The following is a 14898-nucleotide window of genomic DNA, read 5'->3' as shown; positions in this document are numbered from 1 at the left end:
GCCGGAGATCGGCGGGGAGGAGCGTCCCGGCGGCGGACCCGGGTAACCTCGTTCCCGCGGCCGCCGGGACGGATCGGTGCCGGTCGGACGCGGCGAACGCGGCAGCCGACCGGAGCCCGGCCCCACGGCGCGGCCCCACGGCGCCCCGAACGATCCGACCTGTGCGAAGGTGAAGGCCATGAGTCCTGCCGAGTACGTCCTGACGCTGTCCTGCCCGGATCGCCCCGGGGTCGTCGCCGCGGTCTCCGGGATGCTCGCCGGGCACGGGTGCAACATCACCGAGAGCCAGCAGTTCGGCGACCGGGACAGCGAGCGGTTCTTCATGCGGGTGCAGTTCTCCGCGCCGGTGCCCGAGGACGGGCTGCGCACCGCCCTGGCCGCGCTGGCCCCCGAGTTCGGCATGGAGGTCAACCTGCGCGCCGCGGCGGTCAGGCCGCGCGTGCTCATCATGGTCAGCAAGTTCGACCACTGCCTGAACGACCTGCTCCACCGGGCCCGCTCCGGCCTGCTCGACATCGAGATCGTCGCGGTCGTCTCCAACCACCCCGACCTGCGCCCGCTCACCCAGTCGCACGGCGTCGACTACCACCACCTGCCGGTCACCCCGGAGACCAAGGCCAGGCAGGAAGCGGAGGTCCTGACGCTGGTCGAGCACTACCAGGCGGACCTGGTGGTGCTCGCCCGCTACATGCAGGTGCTCTCGCAGGACCTCTGCGAGAAGCTGGCCGGGCGGGCGATCAACATCCACCACTCGTTCCTGCCGTCGTTCAAGGGCGCCAAGCCGTACCACCAGGCGCACGCCCGCGGGGTGAAGCTGATCGGGGCCACCGCCCACTACGTGACGTCGGACCTGGACGAGGGGCCGATCATCGAGCAGGAGGTGGCCCGGGTCAACCACAGCCACTCCCCGGAGGACCTGGTGGCCATCGGCCGGGACGTGGAGTGCCTCGTGCTGGCCAGGGCGGTCAAGTGGCACGCCGAGCAGCGCGTGCTGCTCGACGGGCACAAGACGATCGTCTTCCCCCGGTAGGTGGTCCCGTCGGCGGCCCCGCCACCGCGGAGGGCCGGCCGCCGGGTGAGGTCAGGGCCGGTACGTCCCGAATACCACTGGCAGCCCTCGGGGTCCTTGCAGGCGTACTCCCGCGAGCCGTAGGGCCGGTCCGTCAGCGGGGAGGTGATCTCCGCCCCGGCGGACACCGCGCGGTCGTGGTGGGCGTCCGGGTCGTCGACGGCCACGTAGACCCCCTGGCCGCCGGGCTCCCCGGCACCCAGCATGATCATTCCGGTGCCGACGGTCAGTTCGGCGTGCGTGATCGTGCCGTCGCCGTCGGCGGAGACGTCCCCGGCCTCGAACCCGAACGCTTTGGCGAGCCACTCGATCGCCCCCGCCGGATCGCGGTAGCGGACCAGTGGATAGACCGTTCGCATGATCGTTCCTCCTTCTCCGCGGTCGTCTGCGCGGCCCTGCCAGTGTGCAGAGAGGGGACGCCGCAGGGCTTGGAAGAATCTGACCTGGGGCCGGAGGGTCAGCCCGGGACGATCGCCCGCCCCGCGGTCCAGGACCTGACCAGTTCGCCGGGGCTGGTCCCGGCCATCGTCCGGAAGTCGCGGTTCATGTGCGCCTGGTCGTAGTAACCGCAGGCCGCGGCGGTGTCCGCGGGGCGGGCGCCGCCGCGCAGGCGCTCCAGGGCGTGCTCGAAGCGGAGCACCCGGGCGGCGGCCTTGGGCGTGAGGCCGATCTGGTCGCGGAAGCGGGAGACCAGGTGCCGATGGCTCCAGCCGAGCTCGCGGGCCAGCGCCGCGACACCCGTCGCGCCGCCCGTGGCCACGAGCCGACTCCACGCCCAGCAGACCCGGGGGTCCGGGCCGGGGGCCGCGTGGATCCGCCGGGCGAGCATCCCGTCCAGCAGCGCCAGGCGGGCGCGCCGATCACCGGTCCCTGCCAGCCGCTCCACCGCGGTGCCCGCCCACGGACCGAGCGCCTCCTCCAGCGGGATCACCCGGTTGGCCAGCTCGCTCAGCGGGATCCCCAGCAGCCGCCGCGCCCCCGCCGGGGTCAGGTCGACCTGCACGCCCTCCGCCGCGCCGGTCATGACGGTGTCGACGTAGGTCTCGTGGAGGCCACCGACGAAGGACGCCAGCCTCCGTGCCCCGCCCGTCCCGGCGACCGGAGGGCCGGGCGGAGGGACCGCCTCAGGCGGTCAGACCGGTGTGGTGGGCCAGGAAGGTGAGCTGGTCGGCGGCGAGCTCGACGGTCTTGCTGACCGCGCGGGCGCCGTGACCGGTCTCGGCCTCGTTGCGCAGCAGGACCGGCCGGTCGGCCGCCTGGGCGTGCTGCAGGGCCGCGCACATCTTCCAGGCGTGCAGCGGGTGGACCCGGGTGTCGGACTGGAAGACGGTGAACAGCGTCGCCGGGTAGGAGACGCCCTCGCGGACCCGGTGGTACGGGGAGTAGGACCAGAGCCAGGCGAACTCGCCGGGCTCCTCGGCTGAGCCGTACTCCACGTTCCAGGTCGCGCCGAGACCGAACAGCTCGTAGCGGACCATGTCGAGCAGCGGGGCCGAGCAGGCCACCGCGGCGTAGAGGTCGGGGCGCTGGGTGAGAGCGGCGCCGACCAGCAGGCCGCCGTTGGAGCCGCCGGAGATGGCCAGCCGGTCGGAGGTCGTGACGCCGGTGGCGATCAGGTGCTCGGCCGCCGCGTGCAGGTCGTCGAAGACGTTCTGCTTGCGGGCGAGCATCCCGGCGCGGTGCCAGTCCTCCCCCTGCTCGCCTCCGCCGCGCAGCTGGGCGATGGCGTAGGTGCCGCCCGCCTCCACCCAGGTCAGGATCGAGGCCGAGTAGCCCGGGGTCATCGAGATGCCGAAGCCGCCGTAGCCGTACAGGATCGTGGGACGGGGACCCTCGGCGCCGGGCGGGGAGATCACCAGCATGTGGACCTCGGTGCCGTCGGCCGAGCGGTAGACGACCTGCTCGGTGGTGACCGCGGGCACCTCGACGGCGCCGGGGGAGGCGGCCCAGAGGGAGGTCTCGCCGGTGCGGGCGTCGTAGCGCTGGACGGTGGGCGGCGTGGTGTTGTCGGTGTAGCCGAACCAGGCCTCGTGGCCGCCCTCCGGCCGCTCGCTGATGCCGCCGATCGTGCCCAGCCCGGGGGTGGGCACCTCGCCGGTCCGCTCACCGGTGGCCAGGTCGTGCACGGAGATCTCACTGATCGCGTGGCGGGTCCAGCCGGCCAGCATGACCGGCCGGTCCAGGTCGTCGAGGATCGCGAAGTCCGAGAGCACGGCCTCGGGGTCCTGCGGGATCAGGTCGCGCCAGTGCTCGGCCTGCGGGGTGGCGGGATCGGTCACGCAGATCCGCCCGCGGGGGGCGTCGCGGTCGGTGAAGACGTAGAGCAGGCCGTCGCGGCCGAAGTGCAGGCCGGTCTGGGCGTCGACGCCCTCCTGGACGACGACGAGCTCCGGGGCCTCGGGGGAGGACGCCTCCAGGTCGGCGGTCCACAGGTCGTTGCGGGGAGCGGTGCCCCGGGAGGCGGAGATCTGCAGCCACCGGCCGTCGCGCGACACCCCGACGCCGTAGTAGTTGGTCTTCTCCATGCCGTGGCCGAAGATCAGCACGTCCTCCTCGGTGGAGGTGCCGACCCGGTGCAGGTAGACGCGGCGGTGGTACTGCTCCTCGCCCTCGGGCACCTCCGTGGCGGGCAGCCGGCGCACGTAGTAGAACGCCCCGCCGCCGGGCAGCCAGGCGATGGGGGAGTAGCGGCACCGGTCGATCGGGCCCTCGATGCGGGTCCCGGTCGCGACGTCCATGAGGTAGAGGCTGGACTCCTCGTCGCCGCCCACCGAGATCTGGTAGGCGAGCAGGCGGCCCTCCTTGTCGGGCTGCCAGGCGTCCAGGGTGGTCAGCCCGGTGGGGTCCAGGGCCATCGGGTCCAGCAGCGCCCGCTCGGCGCCGGAGGGGTCCGCGGTGTACAGCACGGCGTGCTCCTGCTCCGGGGTGCGCCGCGTGAAGAAGCGCCGCTCGCCCCGCCAGACCGGGGCGCCCACCGAACCGGACTTCAGCAGCTCGGCGACCCGGGCCCTGAACCGCTCCCGCCCCGGGAGCCCTCCCATCTCGGTGGTGAAGAGCTTCTCCTGGGCGGCCAGCCATTCGGCGGTGGCCGGGCCGTCGGAGTCCTCCAGCCAGCGGTAGGGGTCGGGGACGGGGGTGCCGTGCAGGTCCTCGACGACGTCGTCACGGCGGGCGGGCGGGTACGGCTGTCGCGTCATGGCTGGAACCCTACGACCTCCGGCGGACAACGGGACACCGCTTGCGCGCCAGGCGTACCGAACGAGCTTCGGAGGAGTGAAGAACAGGTAATGGGGGCATAAAAGCACCAGGAGTCCCTCCAGTCGTTTATGAGTGGCGGGCACACCGATCCAGAAGTCAAACTTGGTCCAGGACGGTGCCGTGGTGACCATCCGCTGGGCCGTCCGGCGGAGGTCCTCGTGACGGAAGCGCCCGGGCCCCAAGAGGGGCCGCCAACCGGGGCACGCGGCGGTGTGCCCCCCGAGATGACGCGACGCACGGCGGGAGAGGCCCGCTGATGCGCCAGGTCCTGTTGCTCAACGCCACTTTCGAACCCCTGACCACCCTCTCCATGCACCGCGCCGTCGTGCTGGTGCTGAGGGAGAAGGCGGACGTCGTGCACCGCGACGGCCGGGGCACCGTGCTCCGCTCGGCGAGCCGCACGGTCGACGTGCCGTCGGTGATCAGGCTTCGTCGCTATGTCCGGATCCCCTACCGGTCGCGGATCCCGCTGACCAGGAACGCGCTGATGCGCCGGGACGACTACCGGTGCGCCTACTGCGGTCAGCGGGCCGACACCATCGACCACGTGATCCCCCGCTCGCGCGGCGGCCCCCACACGTGGGAGAACTGCGTGGCCTCGTGTACGGCGTGCAACCACCGCAAGGCCGACAGGCTGCTGGAGGAGCTGGGGTGGACGCTGAACGTCGCCCCGGTGGTGCCGCGCGGCGTGCACTGGCGGCTGATCGGCGCGCACGTCGCCGGCGACCCCCAGTGGGCTCCGTACCTCGCGGAGAACGCGGCCTGAGACCGCCGCATCCGCTCGCCCCGGCGAGGTCCGTGTCGGCACAATCGGTGCATGGCATGGATTTTCACCTCCGACATCGAGGTGTTCGCCGGGGCGGCGGAGCCGTGGCTGCTCCGCGACCCGGTCCGCAACACCGCCCCGCTCACCGTCCTGCGCGGCATCCGCGCCGGCGTCCACAGTGAGGACGTGCTGCTGGCCTGGCTGGAGGAGGACGGCGGGACCGTCGCCGCGGCGGTCCACACGCCGCCGCGCGGGCTGCTCCTGCCCGACCTCCCCGTCGCTTCCGTGCCGTCCCTGGCCGCCGCGCTGATCGAGGCCGAGCGGGCGGTCCCCGGGATCAGCGGGCCGCTGGCGCAGGCGGAGGCGTTCGCCGCCTCCTGGTGGCGGCCTGTGGCCCGGCGCGTCCCTGAGCGCCTCTACCGGCTGGAGACCGTCACCCCGCTCCGGCGCCCGGTCTCCGGGGCCGCCCGTACGGCGGGCACCGATGACCGCGAGCTGCTCGCGGCCTGGCTCGCCGACTTCCACCTGGAGGCGCTGGGAGAGCGGCCGGCGGGTGGGGTCCTGCCGGTGGTCTCCAGCCGGATCGGCCGCGAGGAACTGGTCCTGTGGGAGGACGGCGGGCGTCCCGTCGCGTGTGCGGCCTTCTCCACGCCGATCGCCGCCATGTCGCGGATCGGCCCGGTCTACACGCCGCCGGAGTTCCGCGGCCGGGGATACGGCGAGGCGGTCACGCGCGCGGTGACCCGCGGGGCGCTGGACGCCGGCGCCACCGAGGTGCTGCTCTTCACCGACCTGGGCAACCCGGTCTCCAACTCCGTCTACCAGGCGATCGGCTACCGGGCGATCGCCGACTACGCCGAGATCGCATTCGGGTGAGGGCGCCGTCGCGCCGGATCCCGTGACGTCTCCGCGACGGCCGGGTCACGACTGCTCCGGGAAGGGGGAGGAACCCGGCGGTCTGAGTAATCTGGTGGCATGCCTCGCTACGATTTCCGCTGCCGCGCCTGCGGGTCCACCTTCGAACTGTCGCGTCCGATGGCCAAGTCCGACGAACCCGCGCCCTGCCCCGCCGGACACGAGGACACCGTCCGGCTGCTGTCCACGGTCGCCATGACCGGCGGCGCCGCCGCCCCCAGGCCCGCCGGCGGTGGCGGTTGCTGCGGTGGTGGTTGCTGCGGCTGACCCCGGCCGGAGTCTCCGGGAAGCGGCGTCCAGGTCGCGGATCCGCACGACAGAACGCCGCCCCGCGCTCGCGGGGCGGCGTTCCGGCGTCTCAGGGGGCGCGCGGCGCGGCGCTTCAGCGGATGCGCCCGGGGAGGATCACGCCGCGCGCTTGCCCTGGAAGGGCAGGAAGCGCTCGGCCGGATGCGGCCGGGCGGGGACGAAGGTGGGTTCGGTGGCGATGATCCGGTCGAACCGGAAGGCCCGGATCGCGCCGCGCATGCGGCACATGCCCACGAGATACCAGTGCTCGCGGTGGACCATGCAGGTCACGGGGTCGACGTCGCGGACGGTGATCCGGCCGGAGACGTCCCGGTAGTGCAGGCGGATCACGAGCCGGGACGTGATCGCGCTCGCGATGGTCCTGGCCCGGTCGGCGACGGCGGAGGGGAGCGGCTCGGTCAGGGTGGCGAGGGTGGCGGCGGTGACGTCGTCGTCGAGCTCCAGGTGCTCGAAGGCGTGGCGGAGGCCGTGCCGGGCGGCGGCGGCCTGCGGGCCCGACCCCAGGTGTGCCAGGGACAGGGCGAGGGCGGCGATCTCGGCGGTCGTCAGCGGGCTGGCGGGGGGCTTCATGACGGTAGCCATACCCACAGAATACGGACGGGCACTGACATTTTTCGAACAGAGCTACCGGCTTCAGGAGTGTAACCCGAAGGAAAGTCCGGGATGCCGCCGGGGCCGTACCCGGGCGGGGCCCGGAACGCGCAGGACCGCCCGTCGGCGGTCCTGCGCGGACGCGTCTACCGGGAGAGCTGGGACAGGTCGCGCGAGGCGCCGGTGGAGGCCGAGGTGGTCAGCGCGGCGTAGGCCTGCAGCGCGGCGGTCACCGGGCGGTGGCGGTCGCGCGGCCGGTAGCCGCCCAGGTCGGCCAGGAGCCGCTCGCGGCGGGCGGCCAGCTCCGGCTCCGGCACCTTCAGCTCGATCGAGCGGCCCGGGATGTCGATCTCGACGAGGTCGCCGTCCTCGACCAGGGCGATGGTCCCGCCCTCGGCCGCCTCCGGGGACGCGTGGCCGATGGACAGGCCGCTGGTGCCGCCGGAGAAGCGGCCGTCGGTGATCAGCGCACAGGCCTTGCCCAGTCCCTTGCCCTTCAGGAACGAGGTCGGGTAGAGCATCTCCTGCATGCCCGGACCGCCCTTGGGGCCCTCGTAGCGGATGACGACGACGTCGCCCTCCTTGACGCGGTTGTTCAGGATGCCCTCGACCGCGTCCTCCTGCGACTCGAAGACCACCGCGGGCCCGGAGAAGCGCCAGATCGACTCATCGACCCCGGCGGTCTTGACGATGCAGCCCTCGGCGGCGATGTTGCCATAGAGCACGGCCAGGCCGCCGTCGCGGGTGTAGGCGTGCTCGATGTCGCGCACGCAACCGCCCTCGCGGTCCAGGTCGAGGGAGTCCCAGCGGGCCTCCTGGGAGTACGGCTTGACGGTCCGGATGTTGCCGGGCGCCGCGTGCCACAGCTCCCGCGCCTCCGGCAGTGCGCCGGCCGACTTCGGGTCCCAGGCGTCGAGGTAGTCGCCCAGCGTGCCGCCGTTGACGGTGGGCACGTCGCGGTGGAGCAGCCCGCCCCGGTCGAGCTCGCCCAGGATGGCGGGGATGCCGCCGGCCCGGTGCACGTCCTCGATGTGGTACTTGTCCGTGGCGGGGGCGACCTTGCACAGGCACGGCACCCGCAGCGAGATCTCGTTGATCTCCTTCAGGCCGAAGTCGACCTGGGCCTCGCGGGCCGCGGCGAGGATGTGCAGGATCGTGTTGGTCGAGCCGCCCATCGCCACGTCCAGGGTCATGGCGTTCTCGAACGCCTCCTTGGTGGCGATGCTGCGCGGCAGCACGCTGGAGTCGTCCTGCTCGTAGTAGCGGCGGGTGATCTCCACCAGCTGCCGGCCGGCGTCCTGGAACAGCTTCTTGCGGGCCTTGTGGGTGGCCAGGATCGTGCCGTTGCCGGGCAGTGCCAGGCCGATGGCCTCGGCGAGGCAGTTCATCGAGTTGGCGGTGAACATCCCGCTGCACGAACCGCAGGTCGGGCAGGCGTTCTCCTCCATCTCCAGCAGCTCGGCGTCGGAGACGTCCTCGTTCGCGGCGGCGATCATCGGGTCGATCAGGTCGAGCTTGCGGCCCGGCGTCTTGCCGGCCTCCATGGGCCCGCCGGAGACGAAGACCGTGGGGATGTTGAGCCGGAACGCGGCCAGCAGCATACCCGGAGTGATCTTGTCGCAGTTGGAGACGCAGATCAGCGCGTCCGCGCAGTGGGCGTTGACCATGTACTCGACCGCGTCGGCGATGAGCTCGCGGCTGGGCAGCGAGTAGAGCATGCCGCCGTGGCCCATGGCGATGCCGTCGTCGACCGCGATCGTGTTGAACTCGCGCGGGATCGCCCCGGCCTCCCGGATCGCCCCGGCGACGACGTCGCCGACCTCGCGCAGGTGGACGTGCCCGGGGACGAACTGGGTGAAGCTGTTGGCCACGGCGATGATCGGTTTGCCGAAGTCGCCGCCGTCCACGCCCGTCGCCCGGAGCAGGGCCCGGGCTCCGGCCATGTTCCTGCCGTGAGTGACCGTACGAGACCTGAGGGCCGGCATGACGCTTCTCCCATCATCGACGCTGAGTCTTCAAATGGTACGGCCAGCGCCCGCCTGGTGAGACCCGCGGTCCATGTGGCGGACGCCCCCCGCGACGTCCAGGGCGGACGTCCGGTGCGGCGGCCGCGGTGCCTGAGAGACGCGGAACGCCCGGCGGCGAGGGCCACCGGGCGTCCGGGACGGGAAACGGGGAACGCGTCAGCTCTCGGGATAGCGGGGGGGCAGGACGCGCTCGGCGATCTCGTAGATCCTCTGAATCTCGGCGTCGGTGAGCGAGCGCTCCCGCTTGGTGACCCACTTGCGGACCCGCGAGCCGTCGAAGACGTCGACCTCGCGGACGGTGAGGACCTTCCACGGGACGGGCGGACCGTAGATCGCGAGGGAGGGGACGATGACGACCTCGCGGCCGAGCGCCTTGCCGATCAGCTCGGCGGCCCGGCTCGCCTCCCAGCGGGCCTCGTCCAGGCGCTTCTTCTGGTCGAAGGGGCCGTGGAACAGCTTGCGGTGCGATTGCACCCGCACCGGGAGCCGCTTGTCCCACTTCTCGGAGTCGACGGCGTAGATCCCCGTGGGGCCGATGACCAGGTGGTCGATCTGGGCCTCACTGTCCGGGATCGCGCGGGCGTGCAGGGTGCGGTAGCCGTTGCGCTCCAGCCGCTTCAGCTGGGCCTCCGTGCGCCGCTCGGCGACCGAGGCGCGCCGCCAGGCGGGCACCGTCGAGTGCGAGCGGGCGCGCACCACCGTGTCGGCGATCGCGGCCAGCACGGCGGTGGTGACCCCCCAGCGCCAGCCGGCGAGCAGGAAGCCCCCCGCCACTCCCGCGACGACCGCGATCAGCAGCCGGCGGCGGAGCGGACGGTACCGGGGGTGGCCGAGCAGGCCGCGCAGGGAGACCCGCTCGGCGGTCGGCGCGTACGTAGACGCGGGCGCGACGGGCCGAGCCGCCGGCCTCTCCTCGGCCCGGCGATCACCGACCCGGAGCGGTGACGTGCTGTTACCGTCTTCTGGCACATGACCGGAGTCCACGTGACTCACGGTAGCCGAAGTTCAAAGAGGGTGCCTAGTAGTCCCTAACTCACACTTTTGTGACCACGGTCACCCGCATGAGAGTGCACCGCGGCGGGTATCCATACATTTCCTCTCTAGAGAACCCCGCCCCGCGCCGAGGTCTGGTCCCCGCCGGATCTCAGCAGTCCGACCAGGTGGACGGTGATGTCCTCCAGCAGCGCGGAGACGGCCACCGGGGCGGCGGCGACGGCGGAGAAGAGGCTGGGCAGGCCCGGCAGCGGAAATCCGTCCTCTCGCCCGGCCGCGCCGCCCACCTCGTTCTTGGCCAGCAGGACCCGGCTGCGCTCCCAGGCCTCGAGGACCTCCTCGGGCGAGGGCACGCCGAACCCGTGGCCCACCGGGGCCGCGTGGCGGAGCCGTACCAGCGGGGTCTCGGCGAAGGCCAGCGCGACCCGTGAGCGCAGGGCGAGGTCCGCGCGCGGGTCCGGCGCCACCCAGTCCATCGCGGCGCAGGGGTTGCGGCAGTCCGACACGCAGGTGGCCAGCGCGCCGGCCACCTGGCTGTGCTGGCGGTCGAAGTAGGCGCGCCAGCCCTCGGCGGGTTCCCCGGCCACCCGCAGGGTGCGGTTGGCGGCCGACTGCTCGGACTTGGTGTGGTCGCACTCGCGGTCGCCGATCGCGCCGAACCTGCTGCCGGGCGCGCTCAGCCCGGCGGGCCAGCGGACCGGGTCGCCCGCGTGGCCGAGCACCGACTCGAAGGCGAGCATCGGCAGGTACTCGCTGGCGATGTGCAGGGCGGCCACCATGGGGCTGAGCTCGCGCCGCTCCCACCGGATGGCGATCACCTCCAGCAGCAGCCCGTAGGCGGGGCGCAGCGACTCCAGCGCGCCGCGCGGCTGCTCCCTGGGGGTCTGCGGCATGGTGCACGCCCGTGCGCGCCGCCGCAGGGCGGGAGGCACCTGCCGCGCCTCGGCGGCGAAGTCCTCGGCGTCGAGGGAGAGCAGCCGGTGTCCGAACTCGCACACCGCGGCGACCTCGGGATCGTCGGTGAGGGCCTCGAGGTCGGCGAACGCGTGCCGCCTGGCGAGGGCGACGAGCAGGTCCTGTACCGAATCCATCGACGGCCGGACGGCCTTCGTTTTCCCGGCGCCGGCGGTCCGCGGACCGCCGGCGCGTCTCGGGGAGCGCGGCGGCGCCCCCGGTGTACGGAGTGTGCAGCGTGTGCGGGGCCCGGTGCGCCCGGCGCGGCGGCGCCTCCGGCGTTCAGAATCCGGAGCGGGAACGCGACGGCGCCCCCGCCGTGTTCCCGCGGGGGCGCCTGCCGGTCCGGTCCGTCAGGCCGACGCGTCCCTGGCCTGGGCCCGCAGGGCGCGGCGGATGCCGTCGGCGCCCTCCAGGAGCAGGCGCCTGAGCGCGTGCGGCGGGTTGCTCTCCTCGATCAGCCGCTCGGTCCTGGCGACGGTCTCCGGGGAGATGGCCAGGGCCGGGTAGCAGCCGTTGGCGAAGTTCTGCGCGCTGTCGGAGGTCCAGGACTTCCAGATCCGGCCGATCTCGGCGAAGTACCGGTCGGCGTACGGCTCCAGCAGCTCGGGGTGGCGCGGGTCCATGAAGCCGCCGATCGTCGAGCGGAGCAGCGCGCCGCTCAGCTCGCCCTCGGTGATCGCGTTCCAGGCGCCGGCCTTGCCCTCGGCCGTCGGGAGGGCGGCGCGGGCCAGCGCGGCGGCGCGCTCACCGGTCGCGGTGGGGTCGCGCAGCAGTTCCTCGGCGATGTCGGCGTCACCGAGCACGCCGCCGGAGACGAGGGCCTGGGTGAGGGTCCAGCGCAGGTCGGTGTCGACGGTCAGGCCCGCGAGGACGGTCGTGCCGTCCAGCAGGCCCGAAAGGAACGCCAGGTCGTCGGCGGAGACGGCCGTGGCGGCCAGGGCGTTGAGGTAGGCGAGCTGGTGGTCCGAGCCGGGCTCCGCCGCCGCGACGAGGGAGCGCAGCGCCGAGGCCAGCAGGCTCAGGCCCTCGGCGCGCCAGGCGGGGTCGGCGTACTGCTGGACGGCCAGGCGGGCCTGGCGCAGCACGGTCTGGGTGACGGTGATGTCCTCGATCGAGCCGATGCCGGAGGTGACCAGCGCCACGTAGTCGCGGGTGGCCATCTCGGCGTCACGGGTCATGTCCCAGGCCGCCGACCAGCACAGGGCGCGCGGCAGCGACCCCGAGGGCCCGGCGAACTTCGCGATGCCGCCGGAGACCAGGGTGCGCAGCGAGCGCTCGTCCAGCCGGACCTTGGCGTAGGTCAGGTCGTCGTCGTTGATCAGCACCAGGTCCGGCTGGGCCTCGCCGACCAGCTCGGCCACGGCCGTACGGGCGCCGACCACGTCGAGCTCGACCCGCTTGACGCGGACGAGGGCGTCACCGGAGTAGGAGTACAGGCCGATGGCGACGCGGTGCGAGCGCAGCGTCGGATAGTCGGCCGGAGCCTCCTGCAGCACCTCGAAGCTGGTGAAGCGGCCCGCCTCGTCGACCTCGAAGGCCGGGCGCAGGGTGTTGACCCAGGAGGTCTCCAGCCACTCCTTGGACCACTCCGACAGGTTGCGGCCGCTGGTGCGCTCCAGCGCGCGCAGCAGGTCCGACAGCTCGGTGTTGCCCCAGGCGTGCTCGTTGAAGTAGTCGCGCACGCCCGCCAGGAAGTTGTCCAGGCCGACGTAGGCGACGAGCTGCTTGAGGACCGAGGCGCCCTTGGCGTAGGTGATGCCGTCGAAGTTGACCTCGACCGCGTGCATGTCGACGATGTCGGCGGCGATCGGGTGGGTGGAGGGCAGCTGGTCCTGGCGGTAGGCCCAGGCCTTCTCCACGTTGGCGAAGGTCGTCCAGGCGCCCTGGCCCCAGCGGGTGGCCTCGGCCTGGCAGAGCACCGAGGCGTAGGTGGCGAAGGACTCGTTCAGCCACAGGTCGTCCCACCAGCGCATGGTGACCAGGTCGCCGAACCACATGTGCGCCATCTCGTGCAGGATCGTCTCGGCGCGGCGCTCGATGACGGCGTCGGTGACGCGGGAGCGGAAGACGTAGTCCTCCAGGAACGTCACGCAGCCGGCGTTCTCCATCGCGCCGGCGTTGAACTCCGGCACGAACAGCTGGTCGTACTTGCCGAAGGGGTAGCGCAGGCCGAACACCTTGTGGAAGAAGTCGAAGCCCTGCCGGGTGACCTCGAAGATGTTGTCGGCGTCCAGGTGCTCGGCGAGCGAGGCCCGGCAGTACAGGCCCAGCGGGATGCCGTCGTGCTCGGCGGTCACCTTGTGGTACGGCCCGGCGCACAGCGCGGTGATGTAGGTGCTCATCACCGGGGTGGGCGGGAAGTGCCAGCGCTTGGAGGCCTGCAGGGCCCCGTGCCTGCCGCGGTGCTCGGGGAGGTCCTCGATCTCGTCGGGCGCCGCGTTGGAGATGACCTCCCAGTGGGAGGGCGCGAGCACGGTCAGCTCGAAGGCCGCCTTCAGGTCGGGCTGGTCGAAGCAGGCGTACATCCGGTGGGCGTCGGCCGTCTCGAACTGGCTGTGCAGGTAGACGCTCTTGTCGACCGGGTCGACGAAACGGTGCAGGCCCTCGCCGGTGCGCATGTAGGAGCAGTCGGCGTCGATCCGCAGCTCGTTGCTTTCGGCCAGGCCCGGCAGGGGGAGCCGGCCGGTCTCGAGGTCGTAGGTGCTCACATCGAGCTCGGCGCCGTTGAGCACGGCCTTGCGCACCTTGGCCCCGGCCAGGTCGATGAACGTCTCCGCGCCGGCCCGGGTGCTGGTGAAGCGGACCGTGGTGACGCTCTCGAAGCGCTCCTCACCCTCGGTCAGGTCGAGCTCCACCGCATACGACTGCACGCTGAGCAGCCGTGCGCGCTCGCGGGCCTCGTCACGGGTCAGATTGCCTGCCACTACCGCTCCCTCGTCGCAACTTCCTCCGCTCCGTTGCTGGAGGACTGTTCTGAATCCTGCCATGAGGGGAGGGGGATCGTCGCCTGGAAGATCGGATGAGGGCCGGGCCTCCCCGCGGAGCACGGGGAAGATCCCCGCGGTGATCGCCCGCGAGCGGAATACGGGCTCTTGTGCGAGGGGTTGTCCCCTGGAGGAACATCCTTTTGAGGAGAGAGCTGACCGATGACCGAGCGCACACCGGTGGACCTCTGGTTCGACCCCTTCTGCCCCTTCGCCTGGATGACCTCGCGTTGGCTGCTGGAGGTGGAGAAGGTGCGGCCGATCGAGCCGCGCTGGCACATCATGAGCCTGTACGTCCTCAACGAGGACAAGGACGTCCCCGACGCCTACCGCGAGATGATCGCCAACGCCCTGGGCCCGGTCCGGGTGGTCACCGCGGTGCAGGAGAAGCACGACTCCGAGACGGTCGGCCGGCTCTACACCGAGCTGGGCGTCCGCTTCCACAACGAGGGCAGGGTCAAGCAGCTCGACACCCTCCGCGAGACCGTGGAGGAGGCGCTCGAGGCGGCGGGCCTGGACCGAGCGTTCGCCGACGCGATGGACTCCGACGCCTACGACGGGGCGCTGCGCGCCTCGCACGCCGACGGCATCGACCGGGTCGGCCAGGAGGTCGGCACCCCGGTGATCGCGGTCGGCGACGTCGCGTTCTTCGGCCCGGTCATCTCGCCGGCGCCCAAGGGCGAGGAGGCGGGCCGGCTCTGGGACGGCGTCCGGCTGGTCGCCGGCTTCGACGGCTTCTTCGAGCTGAAGCGCTCCCGCACCCGGCCGCCGATCTTCGACTGAGCCGGTGGGCCGCGCGGCGGAGTGACCGGCCGCGCGGTCGCACGCGGTGAGAGCCGTACGGCCTCGGCGCGTGGTGAGCGACGTGGCGGGAGCCGTACCGCTCACATGCGTGACAAGACGGGAGCCGTACCGCTCACATGCGTGACAAGACGCGACGAGACATGGCGAATATGTGAGATCTCGGCTATTCGCCACCGACCGGGGCGCTCCTCCGTATTCTTGGCGGACGAGGCGACGGACGGCAGC

General features: G+C 72.4%; 12 protein-coding genes and 1 pseudogene. 5 read left to right on the top strand and 8 right to left on the bottom strand.

Annotated elements, in window-relative coordinates; genetic code table 11:
• Positions 1-178 precede the first annotated feature (178 nt).
• Positions 179-1030, top strand: coding sequence for a formyltetrahydrofolate deformylase (gene purU / locus ACWJ6R_RS00505; RefSeq protein WP_449060298.1), 852 nt, complete (start codon positions 179-181; stop codon positions 1028-1030).
• Positions 1031-1164: 134 nt separating this feature from the next.
• On the opposite strand, the pseudogene ACWJ6R_RS00500 reads toward purU, so the two are convergent.
• The 3 genes and pseudogenes from ACWJ6R_RS00500 to ACWJ6R_RS00490 all read right to left on the bottom strand — a co-directional run.
• A pseudogene (locus ACWJ6R_RS00500) lies at positions 1165-1428 on the bottom strand (VOC family protein); the annotation flags it as partial.
• A 98-nt stretch (positions 1429-1526) separates the two neighbouring features.
• Positions 1527-2093, bottom strand: a complete 567-nt coding sequence (locus ACWJ6R_RS00495; protein WP_449060297.1) for a helix-turn-helix domain-containing protein — start codon at positions 2091-2093, stop codon at positions 1527-1529.
• Positions 2094-2193: 100 nt separating this feature from the next.
• On the bottom strand, positions 2194-4266 hold the full coding sequence (locus ACWJ6R_RS00490; RefSeq protein WP_449060296.1) for a prolyl oligopeptidase family serine peptidase: 2073 nt from the start codon (positions 4264-4266) through the stop codon (positions 2194-2196).
• A 317-nt stretch (positions 4267-4583) separates the two neighbouring features.
• Between ACWJ6R_RS00490 and ACWJ6R_RS00485 the strand changes: the two genes are divergently transcribed.
• From ACWJ6R_RS00485 to ACWJ6R_RS00475, 3 genes are all read left to right on the top strand, one after another.
• Positions 4584-5093 carry an HNH endonuclease gene (locus tag ACWJ6R_RS00485; RefSeq protein ID WP_449060295.1) on the top strand — a complete coding sequence of 170 codons (510 nt, stop codon included), beginning with the start codon at positions 4584-4586 and terminating at the stop codon, positions 5091-5093.
• A 51-nt stretch (positions 5094-5144) separates the two neighbouring features.
• Positions 5145-5969: a GNAT family N-acetyltransferase gene (locus ACWJ6R_RS00480; protein ID WP_449060294.1), complete on the top strand. Its 825-nt coding sequence runs from the start codon at positions 5145-5147 to the stop codon at positions 5967-5969.
• Positions 5970-6068: 99 nt separating this feature from the next.
• Complete coding sequence (locus ACWJ6R_RS00475; RefSeq protein WP_449060293.1) at positions 6069-6275, top strand: FmdB family zinc ribbon protein; 207 nt, start codon at positions 6069-6071, stop codon at positions 6273-6275.
• A gap of 138 nt (positions 6276-6413) precedes the next feature.
• Here the strand turns inward: ACWJ6R_RS00475 and ACWJ6R_RS00470 are convergent, their stop codons facing one another.
• The 5 genes from ACWJ6R_RS00470 to pepN form a co-directional block, all read right to left on the bottom strand.
• Positions 6414-6899 (bottom strand): helix-turn-helix transcriptional regulator, encoded by a 486-nt coding sequence (locus ACWJ6R_RS00470; RefSeq protein WP_068903649.1) that lies wholly within the window; start codon positions 6897-6899, stop codon positions 6414-6416.
• A 155-nt stretch (positions 6900-7054) separates the two neighbouring features.
• Positions 7055-8893 (bottom strand): dihydroxy-acid dehydratase, encoded by a 1839-nt coding sequence (gene ilvD / locus ACWJ6R_RS00465; protein WP_449060292.1) that lies wholly within the window; start codon positions 8891-8893, stop codon positions 7055-7057.
• A 198-nt stretch (positions 8894-9091) separates the two neighbouring features.
• On the bottom strand, positions 9092-9904 hold the full coding sequence (locus tag ACWJ6R_RS00460; RefSeq protein WP_449060291.1) for a nuclease-related domain-containing protein: 813 nt from the start codon (positions 9902-9904) through the stop codon (positions 9092-9094).
• A 131-nt stretch (positions 9905-10035) separates the two neighbouring features.
• Positions 10036-11019, bottom strand: a complete 984-nt coding sequence (locus ACWJ6R_RS00455; RefSeq protein WP_449060290.1) for a hypothetical protein — start codon at positions 11017-11019, stop codon at positions 10036-10038.
• Positions 11020-11235: 216 nt separating this feature from the next.
• Positions 11236-13809 carry an aminopeptidase N gene (pepN, locus tag ACWJ6R_RS00450; protein ID WP_449060289.1) on the bottom strand — a complete coding sequence of 858 codons (2574 nt, stop codon included), beginning with the start codon at positions 13807-13809 and terminating at the stop codon, positions 11236-11238.
• 222 nt (positions 13810-14031) lie between these two features.
• Between pepN and ACWJ6R_RS00445 the strand changes: the two genes are divergently transcribed.
• Positions 14032-14652 (top strand): mycothiol-dependent nitroreductase Rv2466c family protein, encoded by a 621-nt coding sequence (locus tag ACWJ6R_RS00445; protein ID WP_449060288.1) that lies wholly within the window; start codon positions 14032-14034, stop codon positions 14650-14652.
• Positions 14653-14898: the final 246 nt, after the last annotated feature.

This window comes from Planomonospora algeriensis (assembly GCF_977012225.1).
This window is presented reverse-complemented; position numbering and strand designations above follow the sequence as displayed.